A 23,829-nucleotide genomic window follows, 5' to 3' on the forward strand; every position below is an offset into this window, starting at 1 on the left:
CGTGGACAAACTGCTGGTTAGCCTATCCAAACTACGGAACGGCGCTCAATTCGACCTGCCCGAACGCTGCGGCAATCGCTCGTGCATCGTCTTCACCGAAGAGAGTCGCGTCGAAATCGAACCGGATTTCCACGAGTCTCCCGTCGTCGGTGACGTAAGCCGTCACATCGAGAACGCGCGGGTCGACGCGGCGCTCGTCGCCGGAATTTCCCACACCCCGACTTTCGACATCTCGGATCACCCTGACACTCACTTCCGGCCGTCCCCACATCGCAAAGGCGGGCGCGGTTTGCGCGTTGAGATACCGCAACATGCCGTAGCCCGTGCCTATACCGCCTGGTACGACGCTCAGAGCGGCCGCCGCTGCCGCCAACGCATCTTCTGGGGTGACCGAGACGGGCAGTGCCGGCAACCGAACCGGCACCCCGACAGCAAAGGGGCCCACAGTCGCCGACGGATCCGGTTCGTCCGAACCGGCAATGCGAGCGTCACGCTCGAGTTCGACGGTCAACTCGGCCGGCGCGGCTCGCCACCTCGCCAACCCGTAGATGAGGGCAGCCAGCGCAGCCGTTTCCACATCGCCTTCCCGTCGCGCCTCCAGCGTCGCCCGATATGTCCCCCTCGGGCCACCCGTGAGAATCGCGGGCGCTCCCGGGCGCAACTCAGCTCCCGGTGCCAGAACCTGCGACCAGTGCGTCAGTTCACCCATCAACGCCGGATCCTGCGCCAACTCGTTGAATCGCTCCGCGAACCCGTGCGCGGTCGCGGCGGGACGACGAAGCGACATCACGCTGCCGCCCTCACGCCATATTGTTTCGAGATCTTCTCGCAGCTTCGCCACCGACGCCGGATCTGCCGCCAACCCATGCACGGCAACAACCAGGGTTCCACTGCGGGATTCACCGGCATCGAGCCAGCGTGCCATCACAGTCCGGCCGTTTTCCAGGTCGAGTTCGGCAATCAGCGCCGTGGCCTCCGCCGCGGCACGCACGGCAAGATCGGAATCGCCGAGGTCACTGCAATCGACATGCTGCACGCCTGCAGCCACATCAGCGTCCGTCTCGAGGGACCACAAAACCGACGCAACCCGCGTCAGTCGTAACCGCAACGCATCGTGCGCTTGCAGTAGTGCCGACATGGCTTGCTCGACGTCGCCCACGGTAGTTCCTGCGGGAGTCGAGACAGACAGCGCGATACCCAGACCTGCGGGCGAGATTCCGGATTCGCGGGCGCGATGCACCAACGGTGTCAATGCCAACGAACCCGTCACGTCGCTCGGATCCACCGGCCCGCTGTGGGCGGTCTCAGCGTCGCCTGGCGCGCCGAAATCCACGACCTTGGCCAGCGCCGCGGGCGTGCGCCATTGGAATATCTCCTTGGGCCCGAACGTAATTCCGCGCCGACCGGCCGCGTTCACAACCTGAATCGAGATGATGCTGTCGCCGCCGAGCATGAAGAAATCGTCATCGGCACCCACTGCGTCGACGCTCAGAGCCTCGGCGAACAATTCGCACATCGCGGTCTCTTCGGGACCCTCCGGCGCTCGCCGCTGCGACTCGTCGGGAGCAACCGGCTCCGGCAGAGCCCGACGATCCAGTTTCCCGTTCGGCGTCAGCGGCAGCGCGTCGAGCACAACCATTGCCGTCGGAACCATGTAGTCCGGCAGCAGCGTCGACGCAAAAGCGGCAAGTTCGGCCGGGACAATCGTCGCATCCGGAACCGGGACGACATACGCGTGGATCTGACCGCCTCGCGCCACAACAGCGCATTGAGCCAGCGTCGGATGCGACGTGAGCACGTTCTCGATTTCGCCCAGTTCGACACGCAGCCCACGCAACTTGACCTGACCGTCCGTGCGGCCGAGGTATTCGAGGGCGAGGCCATCGTCGTTGTAATCACGCCACCGCACCAGATCGCCGGTGCGGTACAGTCTTTCGCCGCCCTCTCCGAACGGATCGGCAACAAATCGCTCCGACGTCAATGACGCCCGGTCGTGGTAGCCACGCGCCAACTGCACACCGCCGAGGTACAACTCCCCCGCGACTCCCGGTGCAACGCGCCGCAACCGGGCGTCCAGAACAAGTACGCGGGTATTCCACAGTGGGCGCCCGATTGTCACCCAGTTCGTGTCGACAGCGGGAACGATGTGCGACGCCGTCACGTCCACCGCTGCCTCGGTGGGTCCGTACAGGTTGTGCAATTCCGCATCGACCAACGCATGGAACCGATCCCGATGATCAGGGGTGAGCGCTTCGCCGCTGCACAGCACCCGAGACAACTCCGGGCGAGGATCCGGTTCCACGGCAACGTGATCGAGGAAAGCAGCAAGCATCGACGGCACAAAATGTGCTGTGGTGACGGCACGCCGTTTGACGACGTCGCGCAGGTAGCGCGGATCGCGATGCCCGTCCGGCGCAGCCACCACCAGTGTTGCTCCGGTGATCAAGGGCCAGAAGAACTCCCACACGGACACGTCGAACCCGGCCGGCGTCTTCTGCAACACACGGTCGTCGCTCCCGAGGTGGTATTCGTCTTGCATCCACGACAGCCGGTTGACCACGGCACGATGGCTGACCAGAACACCCTTCGGCCGCCCGGTTGATCCGGACGTGTAGAGCAGGTACGCGGCGCTGTCGGGAAGTACAACCGTGTCCACGGCCGTAGCCGTGTCCGATTGCGTTGTTGCAGTACCGCCCTCGTCTACCTCCAGCATCGGAGCGGGGCAGTCCAACGGTTCGATACCCGGGCCCACCACCAGCAACGACGGCCGTGCGTCCGCGAGCATGTACTCGAGTCGATCCACGGGGTAGCTGTCGTCGAGCGGAAGATAGGCGGCACCGGCCCGGTGGATGGCCAGCAGCGTCACTACCAGTGCGGCACTGCGTCGTACCGCCACGGCGACAACGCCACCGACCGGCACCACACCACGAAGCGTCGCGGCGAGACGCTCGGTTCGCCGATCCAATTCGGTGTAGGTCAGCGACTCCCCGCTCTCGTCGACGATCATGGCGACGGCACCCGGAGTGAGCGCGACCTGGCGAGCGAACATGCCCGGCAAGGTCAGCGAACTGTCAAGCGGCACAATACGGCCCGACTCGGCAGACTCGATCGCCGCCCGGTCTATCCGAGTCATCGAATCAAGCTGGGACAACCGCAGTTCCGGGTTTGCCGCACACTGCCGCAGCACCTGAACCAATCGCCCGGCAAATGCGTCAACCGTGCCCCGATCGAAGAGATCAGTGGCGTACTCGATGCGACCACGGATCCCGCCGTCGGCAGTTTCCGCGAGGTCGAACGTCAAGTCGAATTTGGCCGTTCCGGTTTCGAGGAATACCGGACTCGCGTCGAGTCCCGCCATCTCGATCCGATCCACGGCATCGCGGTACTGCACCAGGATCTGGAACAGCGGCTGGCGGGACAGGGAACGGGCCGGGGCCATCGCCTCGACCAACTGCTCGAACGGAACATCCTGATGCGCATAGGCATCGAGGTCCGTAGCGCGAACTCGCTCCAGGAACTGCGCGAAGGTCGGGTCTCCCGACAGATCGGTGCGCAGCACCAGGGTGTTGACAAAAAAGCCCACCACCCGTTCGAGCGCGGCATCGGAGCGCCCGGCAACCGGTGAACCGACGACGATGTCGTCCCCGGCACCGAGTTCGGCCAACAGGACTGCAACTGCGGCGTGGGTGAGCATGAACATCGTTGCCCCACCGGCAGCGGCGATTGCCGCCAAAGAAGCCCGCACTTGCGGCTCGAGATCGAACGCAACCGCTGATCCCCGGTACGTCGACACCGCGGGGCGCGCCCGATCACGGGGTAGCGCAAGCTCTTCGGGTTGCCCGGCAAGCGCACCCGTCCAATACTCGAGCTGACCGGCCAGCACGGATTCGGGATCGCTTGCCTCGCCGAGGACTTCGGGTTGCCACGCGCTGAAGTCGCGGTACTGCACCGGCAGTGGTTCGGGCATCGCCGCTGTGCCGGACACGAGGTGTGAGTACGCCCGGGTCAGATCGGACACCAATGGACGCGCAGACCATTCGTCGGCCGCGATGTGATGCACCAGCACCATCAGGTGCGCGTCGTCGGTACCGGTGCGAAGCAGAACGGCACGCACAGGCAGTTCGTGCGCGATGTCGAAGGTGTAGGCGGCTTCCCGCGCGAGTGTCGACTCCAGTTGGGCTGGAAGCACGTCGAGAACGTCCAACGGCAGTTTGCACTCGCTGATCGGACGAACCACCTGGTAGCCGATGTGCCCAGCCTCGCCGTCACCGGACTCGGCGGTGAATACCGTGCGCAGTGTTTCGTGTTGGCTCAGAACGTGCGCCAGCGCACCGCGCAACGCATCCAGATCCACTGAACCCTGCAGATGCATGGTGTACGGGATGTTGTAGGTGGAGCTGGGGCCCTCGAGCTGGAACAGGAACCACAGGCGTCCCTGCGCGGCAGACATCGGCACGATTGCCCCGTGATCCCGGCGAACCAGTTCAGGCCGCCTGACCTTCCCGATCTGTGCTGCCCGAGCCAGTTCGGCGGGGGTACGGAGGTCGAACACCTCGCGGATCGTCACGTCGTGACCGGTGCGGGCGCGGATCGCCGACGCCAATCGGGTGGCGAGCAACGAGTTGCCGCCCAGAGCAAAGAAGTCCTCGTCGGGGCCGACGGTGGTGATGCCGAGGAGTTCGGCAAGGAGCTCGCAGTAGATCCGCTCCAGTTCGGATGCCGCCTCGCGCCGTCCCTCGCTGCGTACCGGCGCCGGGAGCGCGTCGCGGTCTACCTTGCCGTTGGGTAGCACGGGAAGGCCGTCGAGAACGACGAATACCGCGGGAATCATGTAGTCGGGCAGCAGGTCCCGAAGATGGGCCCGCAACTGGGAATCGTCCGGCACGGCGGTGTCTGGTGCCCGAACCGCGTACCCGACAAGCTGATCCGACCCAGCCGCGCTCGCGCGCACCACAACCAGTGCTCGTTCGACGGATGGATGGGAAGCCAACGCCGCCTCCACCTCGCCGGGTTCGATCCGGAATCCGTGCAGACTCATCTGAGCGTCGGCGCGAGAAACGAAGTCGAGTTCGCCGGACCGATTGCGACGCACCAGATCTCCGGTGCGGAACAACCGTCCACCGCTGCCCATCGGATCCGCGACAAACCGAGTTGCGGTCAACTCCGGTCGGCCGAGGTAACCGCGGGCAACCTGGATGCCCTCGACATACAGTTCACCTGTCACCCCGTCCGGCACCGGGCGCAGGTATGCGTCGAGTATCCGCGCACCCACTCCGGGAACGGGAGCGCCGATCAGCACTCGGTTGGCGGAAGATGTTGCCGTCCAGAAGGTCACATCACCGGCAACCTCCGAGGATCCGTACGAGTTGATCACCCGTGTGTTCTTCTCGTCGAACAAGTCGATCACTGCGCGAGTGAGCGGTTCACCACTGAGGAACCAACTCGAGACCCGGTGTGCCGATTCTTCTCGGAACTGTGCCAGCGCCGCAGCCAGGCTCGGCACCGCGGTGAGCTGACGCACGCCGTGCCGGTCGATGAGATCTGCGAGTGCGCCGGCATCACGAGACTCCGCGTCATCTGCGAGAACCAACCGGGCACCGGCCAGGAGCCCCGCCAGCAGTTCGGTGGAGCCGTCGATGAAGCTCATCGAACTCTTTGCCAACCGAACGTCCGCCCACCCGTCGGCGCGCACGAGATCACGCTGCCAGACCAGACGATTAGCCAGTGCGCCTGCAGTTCCCATCACACCCTTGGGCTGACCGGTGGAGCCGGAGGTGTAGACGACGTACGCCGCGGCGGCGGGCGACACGACTCTGCCCACCCGGTCGCCGCGCAGCGCAGCAGCGGCGGCCTCGAGTTCTGCGACGGTCGCATCCTCCGAGTCCGGCCGAATCCACTGCGCGGTATCGGCGTCGACGATCACGAGCGCCGGATCGGCGTCGGCGAGCATGTACTCGATGCGCGCACGCGGATACGACGGATCGATCGGCAGGTACGCCGCGCCGGCGGCAATCACGGCGCGGAGCGCAACTACACACTCGATGCTCCGCCCGACGGCGATGCCCACCACCACGTCGGTGCCGATACCACGCTGGATCAGTAACCGCGCCAACCTGTTCGAGCGATCAGCCAGCTCCCGGTACGTGTACTCGTCCGGTCCACAGATCAAGGCCACGTGATCGGCGAACTCATGTTCAGCGTCGTCCAGCAGTTCGGGCAACAGACGGGTTGTGTGACCTTCGACCGACTGGGCATTTCGTTCGGCCGGCAACAGCACGTCCACGCTCTGCAGGCCGGCGCCCGTATCCGTGGCAAAATGCTCGAGGACCGTGCGCAAGCGAACCGCGATGGTCTCTGCCGTCACCCGATCGAAAAGATCCTCCGCGTACTCGATCCGCACGTCGAGTCCGTCGGCAAGTTCCACGAACTCGAAGGTCAGGTCGAACTTCGCGGTGCCCGTGGAAACGTACGACGGGCTGACCGCCAGTCCGGTGAAGCTGGGTACGGAGTGCGGTGTGCGATGCTGAACCATCGTCTGGAACAAGGGATGCCGGGCGAGAGATCGTGTCACGCCCACCGCGTCGACTACCTGCTCGAACGCGACGTCCTGGTGCGCAAACCCGTCGAGGGTGCCGCGTCGCACGCGTGAGAGCACCTCGGTCAGCGAGGGGCGTCCGCTCAGATCGATCCGCTGCGCCACCGTAGTGACAAAAAATCCGACGGTGTCTTCGAAGCTGCCGTCCATCCGGCCTGCGATCGGGGCACCGAGCGTGATGTCCTCACCGGCACCGAGTTTCGACAGCAGAACTGCGACCGCTGCCTGCGCCAGCATGAACATCGTGGTGCCCGACTTCTCGGTCACCGAGCGCAGTCCGGCCACCACGCCTGCGCCGGTGTGGGTCCAGACCTCACCGCCGCGCCACGTCGGAACTGCTGGGCGAGCACGGTCGTACGGCAGTTGCAATTCTTCGGGGGCACCGGAGAAGAGGTCTCGCCAGTAGCCGAGTTGCCGGTCGGTGGACGCGCTCAGGTCAGGATCTGCGGCGCACTCGCCCTGCCAGATAGCGAAGTCCGAGTATTGAATTCGAGGCTGCGCGGCCGGCAACTGCTCCCCGTTGTAGACCGCTGCAAGATCGGTGAGCATCGGTCCGGCCGACCACTCGTCACCCGCGATGTGATGAATGACCAACAGCAGGACTGCGGTGTCGGTGCCGGACCGCACCAGGTGAGCCCGTACCGGAATGTCGTGTTCGAGATCGAACGGCACACAGGCCGCCGTCAGCAGCGCGGACTGCACGTCCGCCTCGGAGACCTCGCTGTCCGTGAACTCCGGCTCCGCATCGAGTACCCGACCGAACCCCACACCGTCGATGTCGACGACAACCGTGCGCAGTACCCGATGCCGGGCGACAACTGCCGCAACCGCATTTTTCAGCGCTGTCGCGTCCACTGCGCCGTTCAGGTGCAGCGCAAACGGAATGTTGTAGGTAGCGGATGGACCCTGCGTCTGGTGAACGAACCACAACGACTGCTGCGCCGACGACAGCGGCACAATGTCGGTCCGCTCGTGCGCCACAATGGCAGGACGAGCCGGCGCAGCGGATTCCACCCGTAGCGCCAGTCCGGCCACCGTCGGCGTATCGAAGACGTCACGCAGCGACAGTTCCACTCCGAGTGCGGATTTGAGACGGGCCACGAGTCTCGTCGCGGAGAGCGACGTGCCGCCGAGCGTGAAGAAGTCCGCATCGACGCCCACTACGGTGAGCCCCAGCAGGTCGGCAAACATGCCGGACAGTGCGATCTCCGCAGCCGTCTCGGCCGAACGCCCTGTGTCCGCATCCCCGAAGTCCGGCGCCGGCAATGCCTTCCGGTCGATCTTGAGGTTGGGGGTAAGCGGGAACTCGTCCAGGACAACAATCGCCGACGGCACCATGTACGCGGGTAGACGATCGGCTATGAATGCTCGCAGTGCCGGAACATCGACGTGAGCGCCCTCCACGGCCGTGACGTAGCCGACCAGATGAACGGTGCCCCTGCCGTCGCTTCGAGCGACCGCGACGCAGGCACCGACTGTGTCGAACTCCCCTGCCACAGTCTCGATCTCGCCGAGTTCGATACGGTGCCCACGCACCTTCACCTGATCGTCGCCGCGGCCGAGGTATTCGAGCTGACCGGATTCGGTCCACCGCACCAGGTCGCCGGTTCGGTACATCCGGCCGCGTCCGAACGGGTCGGCCACAAATCGGGTTGCCGTCAGGTCAGGTCGACCGCGGTAGCCGCGCGCGAGTTGCGTTCCCGCAACGTACAGTTCGCCGATCGCGCCAACATTGACCGGTTGCAGGTAGCGATCCAGGACCACTGCGGCAGTGCCCACGTACGGTCGGCCGATCGAGCCTGTCCATTCGATGTTCGGCAAAACCGGGGTACTGGTGCACCACACCGTGGCCTCGGTGGGTCCGTACATGTTCTGCACCGAACGCGCCAGCTCACTCAACTGCTGCGCCGTCCGGGTGGGCAAGGCTTCACCGCCCACCAGGACGTCGACTCCAGCCAGATCGGTTACGCCGTGTTCGAGCACCGTCCCCCACTGCGAGGGAGTCGCCTGCACCGCCGTGACGGACTCCGAACTCACCAGTGCCGCAATGGCTGCCGGTTCCTTGGCCTGATTCTCGTCGGCGAGGATCACCGATCCGCCCGCGGTGAGCGGGACAAACAGTTCGAGGACCGCAATGTCGAAGGACAGAGTAGTCAGGGCGAGCAACCGCGTGTGCGCGCCGATACTCGTGAGATCCGTGGCCGAGCGGACAAACCGTGCCAGGGCGCGGCGGTCCAGCATCACTCCCTTGGGGTTTCCCGTGGAACCGGAGGTGTAGATGACGTAGGCGGTGTTGGCCGGCGCGACACGCGCCCCGCTCGCCGCGCTGGATGCTGCTGCCGACCAACTGATCTCGCCACCGGCGATTGTTGCGACGGCAGTACCTTCTGGGACCGAAATCCGATCGGTGAAGCCCGCGGTGGTCAGCAGGATCGCCGGCCGAGCGTCGTCAAGCATGTACTCGAGTCGCGACGAGGGGAACTGCGGGTCGAGCGGAATGTACGCACCGCCGCAGCGCAGCACCGCGAGGAGCGCAACCACGGCCGACGCAGATCGTGGCAGAGCCAGCGCGACCAGCGACTCCGGGCCGGCGCCCCGAGAGGACAGCTCGGCTGCCAAAGCGTCGACGCGCGCAGCCAATTCGGCATAGCTCAGCCGTTCAGCGCCGGCAACCAGAGCAAGATCGTCACCGCGCTCGTCTACCTGGGCGTCGAACAGGTCCATGACGTCAGGGCAGTAGTCATCGAAAGCTGCTGCTCGTCCGCCCCATTCGGCGAGGACCTGCAGGGCTTCCGGTTCGAGGAGCGACACCTGAGCAATCGCGGCGCCAGTCCCCTCGGCGGTGACGGATTCGAGCAATTTGGTGAGAGCCGAAGCATGGCGCGCGAGCTCCGCACCCGTGTAGCGGTCTGCGTCGGCGTCGATCTGAATCTCGAGTTCGCCGCTCTCGTCGAGACGACGCACGATGAAAGCGATGTCGTGCACGGGTCCACGGGCAAGAGAGTGGACTGTCGCGCCGGCTCCGTCGAAACGCAGGGTGTCGCCGAACGGCTTGATGTTGACCGTCGGGCCGACGGGGCCGGCGCTGCTCGCGGGCAGTCGCAGGTCCCGGTGGATTGCCTCGGAGCGATACGCGGCGTGCGGGGCCGTGCGCTTTACCGCAGCGCGGACGCCCGCAGCCAGGTCGATGAGATTCGAATTCGGGTCGACCGCGATGCGCAATGGCAGGACGTTGACTGCGGTGGTCAGAACTTTTGCGGCAACGGTGCCCATACGATTCATCGACGGGAATCCGAGCGTCACGTCGAGGCTGCCATTCGAACGTGCCAGGTACGCCGCCACTGCAGCCGTGACGACGTCGGCCCAACTTCCCTCGACAACGCGTCCGGCGGCAGTGATGCGCTCTGCCGATGCTGCGGAGATCAGTGTGGTGTGGGACAGAAGCGTCTGTGCGACCGACGACGCGGGCGGGCCCCCGATCCGGGACAGGCTTACCGATTCCTTGGCTCCGAGCAGTTCGGAAGACCAGAATTCCCGATCGAGGCTCTGAGCGTCGGAATCGGCGCGAGCGGCGTCCTGGTCGAGGATCAACTCGAGTGGGTCGAAGCGACTGGTCGGCGGTTCCTTGCCCTGCGCCACAGCATTGTGAACGGCGGCGATCCTGCGGCCGAGCAAGCTGTACCCGTAGACGTCGATCAACGTGTGGTGGACGCGAAAGAACAACGCGTGGTGCGACGGTCCGAACGTAAGAACGGTCACCACACATCCCGGTCCGGCGCTCGGATCGAGGGGTATCCGGAGCTGTTCACGCATCTCCGTGAGCGCGATCTCAAAGCTCTCACGTGCGACAACATCAGTTCCGGGGTACTCCCAGGCGCCGAGTTCCTGATACACCTCGCCGGAGTCCACGGCGAACCTCGCCATGAGCGACGGGGTTTCCGCGACCACACGATCCACTGCGCGTGCGAGGACGGTCGGGTCGAGCGGGCCGACGATCTCGATGCATTGACCGGTGACAAAAGTGGGGTTCTGCGGGTCGAGTTGTTGCGCGAACCACATCCCTGCCTGCGCAGCCGTCAACGCCAGACGCTTCCTCGACACCACTGGATCTCCTCGCAGTCCTGCAAGCCCTGATCGCTCTCTCGAACGCACCAGGGGTTAGGGTTACCTACCCTACTGGAGAGCGAGTTGGCGCCGTCTGACACCCTGGGTATAGATAGGTCCATTCGCGAGAGGAATTCGCTCATGCCGGTTACCACCCCGTCCCGACGGCTCGACCTGCCGATCGTCCTGCGAGAGCTGACGGTCCTCCGAACTGTCGAGGTCACACCGCGCATGCGCCGAATCACGGTCGGAGGCGAGCAACTGGGAACCTTCCAGTCCGGTGAATTCTCCGTCGCCGAGTTCCGCACCGAGGGTGCCGACGACTACGTGAAGATCTTCCTCCCTGAAGAGGGATCCGCAGCTCCGGTGCTGCCCGAGCAGCATGACGGTCATCTGCACTGGCCGAAGCGCCCGGCGCCGGTTGCCCGCTCCTACACGGTGCGCCGCTTCGACGCCGAGGCCGGCGAACTGGATCTCGACTTCGTGCTGCACGGCCACGGAATTGCCGGCAACTGGGCGCGCAACGCACAGCCCGGCGACACCCTGCACCTGGCCGGCCCGAAGGTGTCGACCATTCCGCCCATCGGCGCCGACTGGTGGCTGCTTGCCGGTGACGAGACTGCGCTACCGGCGATCGCACGTTACGTCGAGGAACACGACGGTTCGGTGCCGCTGTACGTTGCCGTGCTCGTCGACGGTTCCGCCGAGGAACAGCGCGAACTCCCCGGCGTCACGTGGGTGCACCGTCGCGACGGCATCTCGGACGCCCGTCTATTGGCCGATGCTGCCCGCACTCTCGGTCCGAGCACGGGCGCCGGCTGGATGTGGATCGCGGGTGAGGCATCCATCGTGCGCGAATTGCGCGCGACGGCAAAACAACTCGGCGTGACGAAGGATCTCCTCGACGCATCGGGCTACTGGCGGGTGCAGGTCGGCGACGGTCCCCTCGCCCGAGTTCGGACGCTGCGCGACAAAGCTGTGGAGTCGCTCGAAAACCGCAGGCGCGAGCACGCCTGACCCGCTACCGGGGTCAGCGTGAGGCGAGCTGGTCCCGGGCTCCGGGCACCGGCTGCGCCGGGTCCGAGCCCAGTTCCACAATCATGTTCTTCGTATCGACATGGACGACCCGCGGTACCAGCGACTTCGCCTCACGGTCGTCGACGTGGCGGTACGACATGATGATCACCAAGTGCCCGGGCGAGATCAGATGTGCCGCAGCGCCGTTGATGCCGATCACCCCGGAACCTCGTTCGCCGGTGATGGCGTAGGTCTCGAGCCGTGCACCGTTGTCGATGTCGACGATGTGCACCTGCTCACCTTCGAGCAGATCGGCAGCTTCCATCAGGTCCTGGTCGATGGTCACGGATCCGACGTAGTGCAGATCCGCCTGCGTGACGGTGGCACGGTGAATCTTCCCGGAGAGCATGATGCGGTTCACGGTCTTACACTCCACTGAGCTCTGCGACGGATTCGTCCACGCTGATCGCGCCCAGTACGTCGGCCGCGGTGAACACCCGGCCACAACGCTTTGCGACGTATTCCAATCCCATCAGATGCTCGTCGCGCGAGAAGTCTGCTGTGGCATCCGAGACCATGAACGGCTCGACGTCACTCATGAACGCCTCGGCCGCGCTAAGCATGCAGCCCATGTGCGCGTACACGCCGGTCACGATCAACTGATCGCGGCCGACACGGGCGAGGAGCTGACGCAAATCCGTGCGCTGGAATGCCGAGTATCGCCACTTCGTCACCTCGATGTCGGACTCTCCGGGCGTGAGCGCGTCGATCACCTCCGTATCGCGGCCGGTTGTCATACCTTCGCCCCAGAAATCGGCCAGGATGCCTCGCCTGGACGGATGCTGATCACCCGGCTGCATCGTGTAGACAACCGGAATCCCGGCCCGAACACACGCGTCACGAATCGCCACCATGTTTGCGGTCGCGGTGGAGATGGGCTCCTCACCGGCGTTGTAGGCGTCGATGAAGTAACGCTGCATGTCGTGGATCAAGAGCGCGCAGCGCGACGGGTCGAGTTGCCAGTCGACGCGGTCCGCGGATACCTCGTCACGGCGGGGCAGAACGTAGCCGGCAATGGGGGGGATGGCCATCGGGCGCTCCTATTCGGTTCGATCGGTTGTGTATGAGGACTTCACATGTCGAGCGTGGCGCCGCCGTCGACGCGGAGGTCGTGCATCGTGATGTGCCTGGCCGCGTCCGAGCTGAGGAACAACGCCGTGGCGGCGATGTCACCCGGTTGCGCGAGTCGGCCGAGCGGAATCCCGAGGCGATAGGCGTCGGCGTCACCGGCGATCACCCCGGCGGATTGGTCTGTACCGTCCCACATTCCGCGAAGCATGGGAGTGTCCGTCGATCCCGGAGAAATGATGTTGCAGCGGATTCCGTGCGGAGCGATCTCGAGACCCAGGCTCCGCATGTAGGCGGTTGCCGCGGCCTTCGACGCACCGTAGGCAGCCATGTTCGTGCGCGGTGTCGATGCCGCGTTCGACCCCACTGCCGTGATCACGCCAGCACCGGCGGCAACAAAGCGGCGAGCCGCTTCGCGGGCGACGTTCATGGTTCCCGTCGCATTGACGGCCATGCACGCATCCCAGTCGTTGTTGTCCTCGGTCAGCGCAGAACCCGCCCGCAACACGCCCGCAGTGTGCACGAGCACCGACACCGTTCCGATTGCATCGGTTGTCGCGGCAAACGCCTGCTCGACGGACTGACGATCCGTCACGTCGACCGCGAGCGCGAATCCGCCAACGGGTACCGTCGGAGCTGCAAGGTCCCACCGAGCGACCGTGGCTCCGGCCTCTTCGAACAGTGCCGCCGTTGCCGCGCCGATGCCGCCGCCGGCACCGGTAATCACGACAGATCGCCCAGTCACACCCTTCACATCCATGAGCCTAGGCTATCCTTATCGAAATTGTTCACGCCGCCGGGCCACCACCAGTGAAGGAAGACATGCTTTCCGAAGTGTCACCACCTCAGCTCTCCTTCACCCCGTGGCCTGCAGACGACGCCGCCCGATACCGCAGTGAAGGAATCTGGGCCGGAAAGACTTTCGACCAGATTCTGCGCGAGAGCGTAGCCGCCCGTGCCCACTCCATCGCAGTCGTCGACGCCGAGCAGACATGGACGTACGCCGAGCTCGACGCCCGCGTGGACGCCCTCGCTGCCGGACTCGCCGATCTCGGCATCACCGCCCAGCATCCGGTGATGGTCCAACTGCCCAACCAGGCCGAGTTCGTCGCCGTGGTCTTCGCGCTTTTCCGGATCGGCGCAGTACCCGTGTTCTGCCTCCCCGCGCATCGTTCCTCGGAATTGACTGCACTGGCCGCCGCCTCACGCGCCGTCGCCGTCATCACCTCGCACCACATCGACGGATTCGACCACGGCGCTCTGGCACTCGAGGTCGCTTCATCGACCCCGAGCTTGAATACCGTTGTGTGCCTGCCAGATCCCGGATCGGACGCCCCGGCCGGCACCGTGAACTTCGACGCGGTGAGCGCCGTACCGCGCGAATTTGCCGCCGCAGACCCGGGATCCGTGGCGTTTCTGCAGCTGTCCGGCGGCAGCACCGGCATCCCCAAACTGATCCCACGCACCCACGACGACTACCTCTACAGCGTGCTGCGCAGCAATGAAATCTGCGGTGTCACAACATCGACGGTCTATCTGGCGACATTGCCGGTAGCCCATAACTTCCCGATGAGCTCGCCGGGAATCCTGGGAGCTCTCGCCGCCGGTGGAACTGTGGCGTTGACCCCGTCCCCGAGTCCGACTACTGCCTTCGCGATGATCGAACGCGCTGGAGTGACGATGACGGGACTCGTTCCGCCGCTCGCCCGGTTGTGGACCGAAACAGCCGAACGTGGCCACTCACACGACCTCTCGACACTGACAGCTGTACTGGTCGGCGGCGCTCGCTGCCCCGACGAGTTGGCGGCCCGCATCGGCCCCGCGTTGGGCGCACGACTCCAGCAAGTATTCGGAATGGCCGAGGGTCTGGTGTGTTACACCCGCGACGAAGATCCCCTCGACATAGTCCTCACCACGCAGGGCCGCCCCATGTCCCCCTTCGACCAGATCCGGGTGGTCGACGACAACGACAACGACGTACCCGCGGGCACCGAAGGTCAGCTGCTCACCAAGGGCCCGTACACAATTCGCGGCTACTACGACAATCCCGCAGCCAATGCCCGTTCCTTCACCGACGACGGGTGGTACCGCACCGGCGACGTGGTTCGAGTTGATGCGAACGGCAACATCACCGTCTGCGGGCGTGCGGTCGACCGAATCAACCGCGGCGGCGAGAAGGTATCTGCCGAAGAACTCGAAGAACACCTCCTGGCGCACCCCGCGGTGCGCGACGCGATCGTTGTTGCCATTCCCGACGAATACCTCGGCGAACGCACGTGTGCCTTCCTCCTTGCCGCCGACCCGTCGAGTCCGCCGAAAACAGCCCAGATCCGGTCCTTTGTTCGCGAGCGCGGCCTGGCGAGTTGGAAGATCCCCGACCGAGTGCAGGTACTCGAAGAATTCCCGGAGACCGGCGTCGGCAAGACCAGCCGTAAGGATCTGCGTCGAATGCTCGCCGCTCGCTGATCCAACTCAACTCGCTGCGGCCGCGGCAACGGCGCACAGCATCGCCAACGCCCGATGTTGTTCCACCAGAACCTGAGCGCGTGTTCGCCCGAGCACAACTGCAGTGTCGTCGACATCGAGGCCAACGATCAACCTCATGATCAGCACCTCCCGCAGCCGCTCTGGGAGAGCCTCGATCTCGGCGGGCAGTCCTATCCTGGATTTCGATTCCGTTCGGTCGATCAGTCGACGAGTTGTCGAGTGCACCAGACGCACGAGCGAACCATCTGACGCTGCCCGGCCCGGCACCGAATTCACGACGGAACGGCACACGGCGTCGGCTACTAATTCTGCTGCGTGAGGCTCGAGTTCGACGCGAGCACGTCGCACCGCCAACGGCCGGACAGCGCAATACAGCCTCGCCTTCGACGCGGCGCCGCCGTGTCGTGCGGCAACCTCCAGACCATCGAGTGCATCAGGGCGTTGCAACTTCGTCATCGCCTTTCCTTGCTGATTGTTGTGCGCTAGGCCTACGTCTACTGCGCCCGGACCACACTCCCTAGTCAAAGCGCGAACCCTGACGGCCGGCTCCACTGAGTCTGCCAATCACCTGGCAGTCTCAAAGCAGACCGAACCCCTTGAACTGCAACGGAAATACCGACACTCGAATTGGGAACCACCACGAGCGTAGGATCAAAAATGTGCGCAGCGACGGCGATACCTGGGACATTGTCAGCAGTGTCGGCCTGACTGCGCTGGGAGTGGCCGCATTTCGCGCCATAGAATCACGTCGCCCCCACGCCCTGATCGAAGATTCCTACGCGCCGTGGTTTGTCGCGGCCGCGGGCGAACCACACTTCACCGCGCTACTGGACAACCCGTCATCGCTGGAAGACCTCCCACTGTCCGGGTTCATGGGCATTGGCATGGGCATCAGAAGTAAATTCTTCGACGAGTTCTTTCTCGACGCCGCCAGATCAGGAGTCACCCAATCAGTCATCCTGGCAGCAGGATTGGATGCACGGGCCTATCGACTGAACTGGCCCATCGGCACTGCGGTTTTCGAAGTCGATCAGCCGCGGGTACTGGAATTCAAAGATCAGGTGCTCACCGAACACAGAGCGGAACCGAAAGCGGACCGTCACACGGTGGCTGTCGATCTGCGAGAAAACTGGCCCGCCGCTCTCGAAGCGTCAGGATTCGATCGCGCCAAGCCATCGGCATGGTCGGCAGAGGGACTTTTGGCCTATCTTCCCGGCAGCGCACATGACGCACTGTTCGAAAGAATCGACGAACTCTCCTCGCCCGGAAGTCGACTTGCCTTGAACTACTTCCCATCCGGAATGGACGGCAAACGATTCGCCGACATCAGAGCAAAGTACTTCAAGAAAGACCCATTCGGCGGCTTGGACTTGTCCGCATTGTTCTACGACGACCAGCGTGCCGACCCCAAACAGTGGTTGACCGACCGCGGTTGGTCGGTTCAGTGCCGCGACACCCTTGAATTGGCAAACGAGTACGGCCAACCGATCCCGGAACTTCCACCGGAACTTGCCGATTTGTCGAAACGTTCGGGCTATCTGACGGCCACGAAGTAGCTCGAACTCAGAGCGTCTTGATCAAGCCGCCGTCTATGACAAAATCCGCGCCTGTGATGTTTGCGGCGCGGCCTCCGGCAAGAAACACCACCAGGTCCGCGACTTCTTCCGGGTACGTGAATCTGCCCGTCTCCGAGCCTGCGGCTGCACTGTCCACAATGTCTTGGGCGCTGAGTCCGGAGACCCCGGCGAGCGTCGACGCTACCCCGCCCGACCCGAGCCACAAAGCCGTCCGCACAGGTCCTGGGCTCACGGTGTTCACCCGAATACCTTGTGGAGCCAACTCTTTCGACAACGATTTGCACAGGTTACTCAAAGCGGCTTTTGCCGCGCTGTAGTCGATCACCGCTGGGTCCGGAAGGAACGCATTCACCGAACTGACCGTCACGATGCTCCCACCGCCGACCGCCATCGACGGCAGGGCAGCCCGGATCATCCTCACCGCGGACATGAACGTCACGCGCAGCGACGCATCCCAGTCTCCGTCCGTGACGCTGAGAAATCCCTCTGTCCGCGGCGTCACGGCGCCCACGTTGTTGATCAGGATGTCGATACTGCCGCGCTCTGCGGCTGCGGCAGCCAATGCCGGCGGACCGTCCGCACTCGCCAAGTCGACGGCAAAGAACGTGACACCGTCGCCGGTCTCGAGTTTCTCGATTTCTGCCGTGCGAGTTCGTGAACCCGCGATCACATGGGCTCCTTCTTCGACCAATGCCTGGGTGATCGCGAGACCGATGCCCTTGCCGGCACCGGTGACAATCGCGGTCTTCCCGTTGAGCAGTAGATCCATCGAACCGGCTCCCGTCCGACCGGTCGAAATCCGGCTTCGGCCGTAGAGTCTCCACTGCGATCGGCGGATAAACCTTGCGCCCGTAAGGGGCAATCCTCACTTTCGGGACCAAAATCCCAAAGTATGAACTCAGAAATATTTTCTCCGTAAATCGTTGGCAAACACGTCCGATGCGCCGTATTGTTTTCGACGCATGCTCCGGCGTGCTGGGACTCGTTGACGCTCATGGAGATGTTGGCAAGACCAATCGGAGGCAGGTCCTGCACTCCCACAGGGTGTGGGGCCTGTCCTCGATCTGGCGAATATCCCAGCTAAGATCGATCAAGTCGCGCAAATCAGATCAAATCAGCTCAGTACCAGTGCCGTCGGCCACCGACCGCGCGCCCCGTCGAGCCCAGCACGAACAAGATCAGCCCGATCACCAAGAGGACAACACCGATCGTCCACAAGATCGGAATATTCAAGAGAAATCCGATCAGCAGCAGGATAATTCCGAGAATAATCATGGCAGTCTCTTTCGACGACAAGCCCGACACACATACACGCGAAGTGACGGCACTCTACCTTCGAATACCCCGCTCACTTGCGTTTCATACCCCTCCTGACCGGGTATTTCGATAGTCCCCGCGCCACACAGCTGAGGAATCGAGCGGTTCCATGCGACGGATCGTGACTTTTATCGTTTTGATCTGGCTTGTTGTCGGTGCCATCGCGGCCGGCCAGCGAGGCTACTACAGCAACTCTCCATCCAACTGCGCCGGCGTGGGCACCATCGCCGTGACCGTAGTGGCGGGGCCCCTGAACTACTTCGGCGTCAACCCCAAGGTTACGGATTGCACTCTGCCGCAACCTAGTTCCTGACGAGTGCCGCACCCGCCCAAAGCCAGCCAACCCAAAGGCGGTGCCTGACGCTGAAGGCAGTCAGCGCCAGGCACCGGGTTCTGGCGTGGGGGTGATGCAGGCTTCCCACTGCACCATCCCCACGGGGAGCAACACTAGCAAGAATCGAACAAATGTGCGAGTCCAATGGGGAGTTTATTGCGGCGGGCCATAAGCACCCGCACCGAAACCGGAACTGATCAGCATCAACACCATCAGGCCCCACCCTGCCCCCTGCCAAATGGGCCACACCCCACCCCGTTTCCACACCCGATACGTCTGGACAAAGGCAATCAGCCCACCGATCAGGAAGACAGCGGCCGGCGCGAAGGCCAGGGTGCCGAGCCCTGACGACCGGTCGAACAGCAGCAGCGAACACAGAACCGCAAGCGCGAGCCCGATCACCACACCTGTGAAGGTCGCCGCCCTGCGGAACTCCTCCGGATCCGACCACCGCTTCTCGGTATCCATCGCTGCGTTACGGCGCCGGGCCGACATGACCTGCTCCCTTCACTGGAATCTCTCGGGTGAATCTGCGGCCAATCGCATTGGATACCCAGCTCTCGTGTCGAATCAACCTCGAGCGGGTACGCGTGCGGAGAGACGAGCAACAAGATTCGACGACTACTACAGAGAGGAGTCGCCATGCATGCTGCGCGACTGAAGAAGGTCGGTTCGAGCGAAGGACCGTTTGCCTCGGTGTACTTCGAGGACGTCCGCAATCGTGAAAACTCACGTGAGCGCTTCGAGTTGGAGTGGCGTTCGATGCACAATCAATTGTCGAAACAGGGAGCACCAGATGCATTGATCGAACAGTTCGACAGCGTGAAAGACAATCATCACGGAATTTCCGGCCGGGCCGGACGCGCACTGGTGATCACGCCCGATGCCGTTCTGGTCGACGACATCATGCTCGAACCCACGGCCTCGACCGTCGTGACGGTTGGTTCATTGCCCTACCTGATTCCGCTCGTTGCACACGGACACGACACCGAGCCGTTTGTCCTCGCCAAGGTCGATCACACCGGCGCGGATCTGTGTGTGCGCGATGCGCGCGGGCGAGATGTCTACGGCGAATCCGTGGACGGAGACGGGTTCCCGGTACACAAAGCTCGAGTGGGTGGCCCCGACCGCTATATCGACACTCAATCCCTGGCGCAAGAGAACGTGCGAAAGAACTTGACCCAAGCCGCAACTCGCACCGCCGAACTGGCCCGCGAACACAAGGTGCAATTGGTGCTGATCATCGGCGAAGTTCAGTCGCGCACAGCATTCGCGCAGTATCTTCCGGCGTCACTGCGCACTGTCGAGATCGAACGCGGATCACGTGCAGCAGGTTCTTCTCCGACCGAAGTAGCCAAGGCGATACGCGAACTCATCGATACCGAGCGGTTGAGGCGTATGGACACCGAAACCGAGCGCTTCATGGCCGGTCAGGGCCGCGACACCGAACTGTCGGTCGACGGCACTGCCCGTGTGCTCGATGCGCTGGAACAGGGCAAGGTCGAGACTCTGCTCTTCACAGATCCCGATGACAAGGAAGTATCCAGTAATTCACACTTTGCACCCGCGAATCGACTACTACCCTATCTAGCGATCCGAACCGGGGCCGAACTGCTTCAGGTAGACGAACGCCTTACTCTCGCAGACGGATACGGAGCGATATTGAGGCATCCGTGAAGTACTCCGTCACCGTGACGCGTGGCGCCCCTGCGAATCCGGGAAGCCATCGGCGATAGCGGCGACCAACTCGAGATAGGCACGCGCAGTGCGTTTGTTCAACAACTTCAGATCTATGGGCCCGCCCTCCCCGAGATGGTCGTCGTACGGGAGGGTGCAGACCGCCCGAACTCCGCGCTGGGAAAACACTTCCTCGAGCTGGTCCAGATCGAGCGACGACGATCCAGGCCGCGTTGCGTTGATCGCAACCACCGACCGGCTCACGAGGTCGCCGTAACCGTGTTTGGTCAGCCAGCTCAACGTGGCGGCTGCGCTGCGCGCTCCGTCCTGAGCCGTCGGACTGACTACTACCAAGGCGTCAGCCTCGTCGAGGATTCCGTACATCGCCGAGTGCATGATGCCGGTGCCACAGTCGGTGATGAGAATGTTGTAGTGCACCTCGAGGATGCGCAGTGTGTCGAGGTAGTCCTGCTCGTTGAACGACTCCGATGTTTCCGGATCCGCTTCGCTGGCAAGGATTTCCAACCGGCTGTCACCTTGCGACGTGTAGTACCGCACATCACTGTACGTACGAATATTACTGTCTGCCAACAGATCACGAACCGTCAAGTGATGCTCGCGATGTTCTCGATCGGCGAGGGTACCGAGATCAGGATTGGCGTCGATCGCAACAATCCGATCACCACGGATCGACGCAAACGTGGAGCCGACGGTCTTTGCCGCCGTCGTCTTCCCAACCCCACCCTTGAGCGAGATGAAGGCGATCTTGTACACGCCGCGCACCGTCCGATTAGCACGACGGACCAGCGCCTGATGTTCGAGTTCCACCGCCGACTGCCCGGTGTTGATCCGCCCACCCGAAAGCTTGAACAGCAGAGCACCGAAACCGTGTTCGGGCGGACGTTTGGCGCGCTTGATGATGTCCAGGTCGTCGACGGAGGTCATCGCTTGTGGCGTCGAGGTTCGGAAATCGGCCGGCTCGTCGCGTCGCACTTGCCGCATCCGTTGACTCGGAAGCGGTTTGACCGGAACCTCGTCACTCTGCGGTAGATCGAACTGCGGCGTAAAGGTAACGGTTCGAACCGAATTCGCGTAGGTATCGTCAGAGCCGCTCAGCAGATCATCCGTGTCGGCTGTTCCGGAACCGTTCTGTTTGAATCCACCATTCGAACCGTTGTTATCGCTGTGCACCGTTTTCCTAGGTCAAGGTCGAATCAATTCGGACATCACATGTCGGGACGCTATCACTGCCGGGCCGCATCGGCCTGTCGGTGATACCGCAAATGCGGGCCGATTTGTTACACAACACAGTTCGATGACTTTGGTCCTCAAAACTCCCGATCCGCCAGCAAATCAACCGGCATACCAGTTGTCCGGTACGTATTGCGACAGAACGCATCCGAAATCGCCTGCCGCAATGTGTGGGCAAAGAAGACGGGCACTCAACCGAACAAATGTCCAACTTCGGCGCACCTACTAACCGTGGTAGTAGGTGCCTGTATCCTTTGCACCTATGACCTCCCGCCTCGCTGATGTCGCGCAGTTGCGCGGCGGATTTGTCGGCGGCACGTCCGGAGCGGTATCCCTCGCCGCCCACGCACTCGGCGGCGGAGGCATGGCGCCGTCGCAAAGTGCGGTGGTCCTGTTGATCCTCGCCTGCGCGAGCGTCGGCGCTGTCGTTGCGTCCATCGATACTCGTCGCTCGCCCACCGTGGCCTTGGCTCTCATGCTTGCTGCCGGGCAGGCAATCGGCCACACAACACTGACCATTGCCTCGGACCACCAGCACGGCGTTGTTCCGTCGCTCCCGATGCTCGCGGCTCATATCGCTGCGATCGGAGTCTGCGCGGTGGCGATCCGCGGCGCCGAACGCGGCTACGTCGTTGCGGCGTCCACGCTGGCAACAATCGTTGCAGTCCTGCTGCGCCCCTGGGCGCCGCAGCACTCACCCCTCACCGCCCACACTCGCTACCGCGCCAAAGTTGTTCTCCGGCAACTTCTCACCTCCGGTCTGAGCACTCGCGGCCCGCCGGCATTCGTGTAACTCACTTTCCATTCCCTTTCCTTTCTGCGCACGAAATCCGGTGCGCCCCATTGCTGTGCGCCTTTATCAACCGCCGACGGTTAAGAAAGGCGCACAGCGGGATCGAGTACACGCATGTCCGCACCCGAAATGGAGCGCGCGCAGCCGCACGCTTCCAACGACAGTTCCCCTCCGAAGAAGAATGCCGGCGGCGCCAGACCCCTGATCCTGCGCCTGCATTTCTACGCCGGAATTCTCATCGGACCGTTCATCCTCATCGCGGCGTTGAGCGGTGGCCTCTACGCGGTGGCACCCACCATCGAGAAATTTGTCTACAGCGACTACCTGCAAACCGACAGCACAGGACAGCTCGCATCACTGAACGATCAGATCCGCTCCGCTCAGCAGTACCGCCCGGACTTGACGGTCTCAGCGGTCCGCCCGTCTCCTGCCGCCGGCGAAACCACCCGAGTTCTGTTCACCGATCCGTCTCTCGGCGAGTCCGAGAGACTCGCGGTATTTGTCGACCCGGTGCTCGCTCAACCGGTCGGCGAGTTGACCGTGTACGGCAGTAGCGGCTCGCTGCCGGTCCGAACCTGGATTTCCCAGCTCCACCGCAACCTTCATCTCGGCGAACCGGGACGCCTGTACAGCGAGCTGGCCGCGTCGTGGATGTGGGTGGTTGCCCTCGGCGGTGTCTACCTGTGGTTCCGCCGGTACCGAACCTCTCGCAACGCCCGTCTGCTCACCCTGGATCGAACGTCCGCCGGGCGTAACCGAACCCTGAACTGGCACGGAGTTGTCGGCATCTGGATCGCAGTGGCACTGGTGTTTCTCTCGGCAACCGGGCTCACGTGGTCGACATACGCCGGTGAGAACGTCAGCAACATGAGAACCGCACTGAGTTGGACCACCCCTTCGGTGGTCAAGACACTTGGCGGCGCTCCCGCGCAGCCGTCCGGCGGACACGACGGTCACGACATGGCCCCAATCGCCACCGGGACTCTGACGGACACGAACGTCGGACGGGTCGACGCGGTCCTCGGCATCGCCAGGTATCACGGCATCACCGGCCCCGTCGAGGTGTCGATCCCAGCTGATGCACACACCGCTTTCACCGTCGCCCAGACGCGTCAGCCCTGGGTTATGAGCAACAACACCATTGCAATCGACGGAGCAACACAGAAGGTCACCGACGAGCTGTGGTTCGCGGATTGGCCTATCGCGGCAAAACTCTCGGCCTGGGGAATCCAGCTGCACATGGGACTCCTCTTCGGTCTCGCCAATCAGATCGCGCTCGCCGCACTCGCCGTTGCGTTGGCGAGCATCGTCATTCGCGGCTACATCATGTGGTGGCGTCGACGACCCATCCGAGGATCCGAGTGGGCTGTAGGCCGAGCACCCACACGCGGTGGCATCCGAAAACTCGCTCCGATCAGCGTTGTTGCACTGATCGCCTGCACCGCCCTGATCGGCTGGTTCGTTCCGCTGCTCGGCCTCAGTCTGATCGCATTCCTCCTGATCGACCTTTCCGTCGCGGCACTCCGACGCCGCGCAACCACCTGATACT

The 23,829-nt window shown here is 63.5% G+C and carries 16 protein-coding genes; 7 read left to right on the forward strand and 9 right to left on the reverse strand.

The window, feature by feature from the left end:
- Window positions 1–31 precede the first annotated feature (31 nt).
- Entirely contained in the window at window positions 32–10,696 is a 10,665-nt protein-coding gene (locus R4P64_RS21845) for a non-ribosomal peptide synthetase (protein WP_317822709.1), read from the reverse strand.
- A 144-nt stretch (window positions 10,697–10,840) separates the two neighbouring features.
- On the opposite strand from R4P64_RS21845, the gene R4P64_RS21850 reads away from it, so the two are divergent.
- Window positions 10,841–11,716, forward strand: coding sequence for a siderophore-interacting protein (locus tag R4P64_RS21850; RefSeq protein WP_317541096.1), 876 nt, complete (start codon window positions 10,841–10,843; stop codon window positions 11,714–11,716).
- A 13-nt stretch (window positions 11,717–11,729) separates the two neighbouring features.
- Here R4P64_RS21850 and panD read toward each other — a convergent pair whose 3' ends face one another.
- Genes panD through R4P64_RS21865 form a run of 3 tightly spaced genes read right to left on the reverse strand, consistent with a single transcriptional unit; the run spans window position 11,730 to window position 13,604 of the window.
- The gene (gene panD, locus R4P64_RS21855) at window positions 11,730–12,137 is read right to left on the reverse strand and encodes an aspartate 1-decarboxylase (protein ID WP_033231649.1); all 408 of its coding nucleotides are present in this window, start codon (window positions 12,135–12,137) and stop codon (window positions 11,730–11,732) included.
- A 4-nt stretch (window positions 12,138–12,141) separates the two neighbouring features.
- Complete coding sequence (locus R4P64_RS21860) at window positions 12,142–12,807, reverse strand: isochorismatase family protein (RefSeq protein WP_092803024.1); 666 nt, start codon at window positions 12,805–12,807, stop codon at window positions 12,142–12,144.
- A 41-nt stretch (window positions 12,808–12,848) separates the two neighbouring features.
- Entirely contained in the window at window positions 12,849–13,604 is a 756-nt protein-coding gene (locus R4P64_RS21865) for an SDR family oxidoreductase (protein ID WP_095886982.1), read from the reverse strand.
- Between the two features lie 62 nt (window positions 13,605–13,666).
- Here R4P64_RS21865 and R4P64_RS21870 point away from each other — a divergent pair, with 62 nt between their 5' ends.
- Entirely contained in the window at window positions 13,667–15,310 is a 1,644-nt protein-coding gene (locus R4P64_RS21870) for a (2,3-dihydroxybenzoyl)adenylate synthase (protein WP_317822711.1), read from the forward strand.
- Window positions 15,311–15,316: 6 nt separating this feature from the next.
- On the opposite strand, the gene R4P64_RS21875 is transcribed toward R4P64_RS21870, so the two are convergent.
- The gene (locus R4P64_RS21875; RefSeq protein WP_317822712.1) at window positions 15,317–15,787 is read right to left on the reverse strand and encodes a sigma factor-like helix-turn-helix DNA-binding protein; all 471 of its coding nucleotides are present in this window, start codon (window positions 15,785–15,787) and stop codon (window positions 15,317–15,319) included.
- A 203-nt stretch (window positions 15,788–15,990) separates the two neighbouring features.
- On the opposite strand from R4P64_RS21875, the gene R4P64_RS21880 reads away from it, so the two are divergent.
- A complete protein-coding gene (locus tag R4P64_RS21880) occupies window positions 15,991–16,887 on the forward strand; it encodes a class I SAM-dependent methyltransferase (protein ID WP_317822713.1) in 897 nt (298 codons plus the stop codon).
- 7 nt (window positions 16,888–16,894) lie between these two features.
- Here the strand turns inward: R4P64_RS21880 and R4P64_RS21885 are convergent, their stop codons facing one another.
- Together R4P64_RS21885 and R4P64_RS21890 are read right to left on the reverse strand one after the other, a co-directional pair.
- Complete coding sequence (locus R4P64_RS21885) at window positions 16,895–17,677, reverse strand: SDR family NAD(P)-dependent oxidoreductase (RefSeq protein WP_317822714.1); 783 nt, start codon at window positions 17,675–17,677, stop codon at window positions 16,895–16,897.
- 350 nt (window positions 17,678–18,027) lie between these two features.
- Window positions 18,028–18,183, reverse strand: a complete 156-nt coding sequence (locus tag R4P64_RS21890; protein ID WP_092803415.1) for a DUF6131 family protein — start codon at window positions 18,181–18,183, stop codon at window positions 18,028–18,030.
- A gap of 151 nt (window positions 18,184–18,334) precedes the next feature.
- Between R4P64_RS21890 and R4P64_RS21895 the strand changes: the two genes are divergently transcribed.
- Window positions 18,335–18,538, forward strand: a complete 204-nt coding sequence (locus tag R4P64_RS21895) for a hypothetical protein (RefSeq protein ID WP_317822715.1) — start codon at window positions 18,335–18,337, stop codon at window positions 18,536–18,538.
- A gap of 174 nt (window positions 18,539–18,712) precedes the next feature.
- On the opposite strand, the gene R4P64_RS21900 is transcribed toward R4P64_RS21895, so the two are convergent.
- On the reverse strand, window positions 18,713–19,054 hold the full coding sequence (locus R4P64_RS21900) for a hypothetical protein (protein WP_052683353.1): 342 nt from the start codon (window positions 19,052–19,054) through the stop codon (window positions 18,713–18,715).
- 147 nt (window positions 19,055–19,201) lie between these two features.
- Between R4P64_RS21900 and R4P64_RS21905 the strand changes: the two genes are divergently transcribed.
- Entirely contained in the window at window positions 19,202–20,236 is a 1,035-nt protein-coding gene (locus R4P64_RS21905; RefSeq protein ID WP_317822716.1) for a hypothetical protein, read from the forward strand.
- Window positions 20,237–20,245: 9 nt separating this feature from the next.
- Here the strand turns inward: R4P64_RS21905 and R4P64_RS21910 are convergent, their stop codons facing one another.
- The gene (locus R4P64_RS21910) at window positions 20,246–21,427 is read right to left on the reverse strand and encodes a MinD/ParA family protein (RefSeq protein ID WP_033231658.1); all 1,182 of its coding nucleotides are present in this window, start codon (window positions 21,425–21,427) and stop codon (window positions 20,246–20,248) included.
- A gap of 322 nt (window positions 21,428–21,749) precedes the next feature.
- Between R4P64_RS21910 and R4P64_RS21915 the strand changes: the two genes are divergently transcribed.
- Window positions 21,750–22,280 (forward strand): hypothetical protein, encoded by a 531-nt coding sequence (locus R4P64_RS21915; RefSeq protein WP_317822717.1) that lies wholly within the window; start codon window positions 21,750–21,752, stop codon window positions 22,278–22,280.
- A 114-nt stretch (window positions 22,281–22,394) separates the two neighbouring features.
- Window positions 22,395–23,825, forward strand: a complete 1,431-nt coding sequence (locus R4P64_RS21920) for a PepSY domain-containing protein (RefSeq protein ID WP_317822719.1) — start codon at window positions 22,395–22,397, stop codon at window positions 23,823–23,825.
- Window positions 23,826–23,829: the final 4 nt, after the last annotated feature.

This window comes from Rhodococcus sp. IEGM 1366 (assembly GCF_033142425.1).
GTDB lineage: Bacteria > Actinomycetota > Actinomycetes > Mycobacteriales > Mycobacteriaceae > Rhodococcus_F > Rhodococcus_F globerula.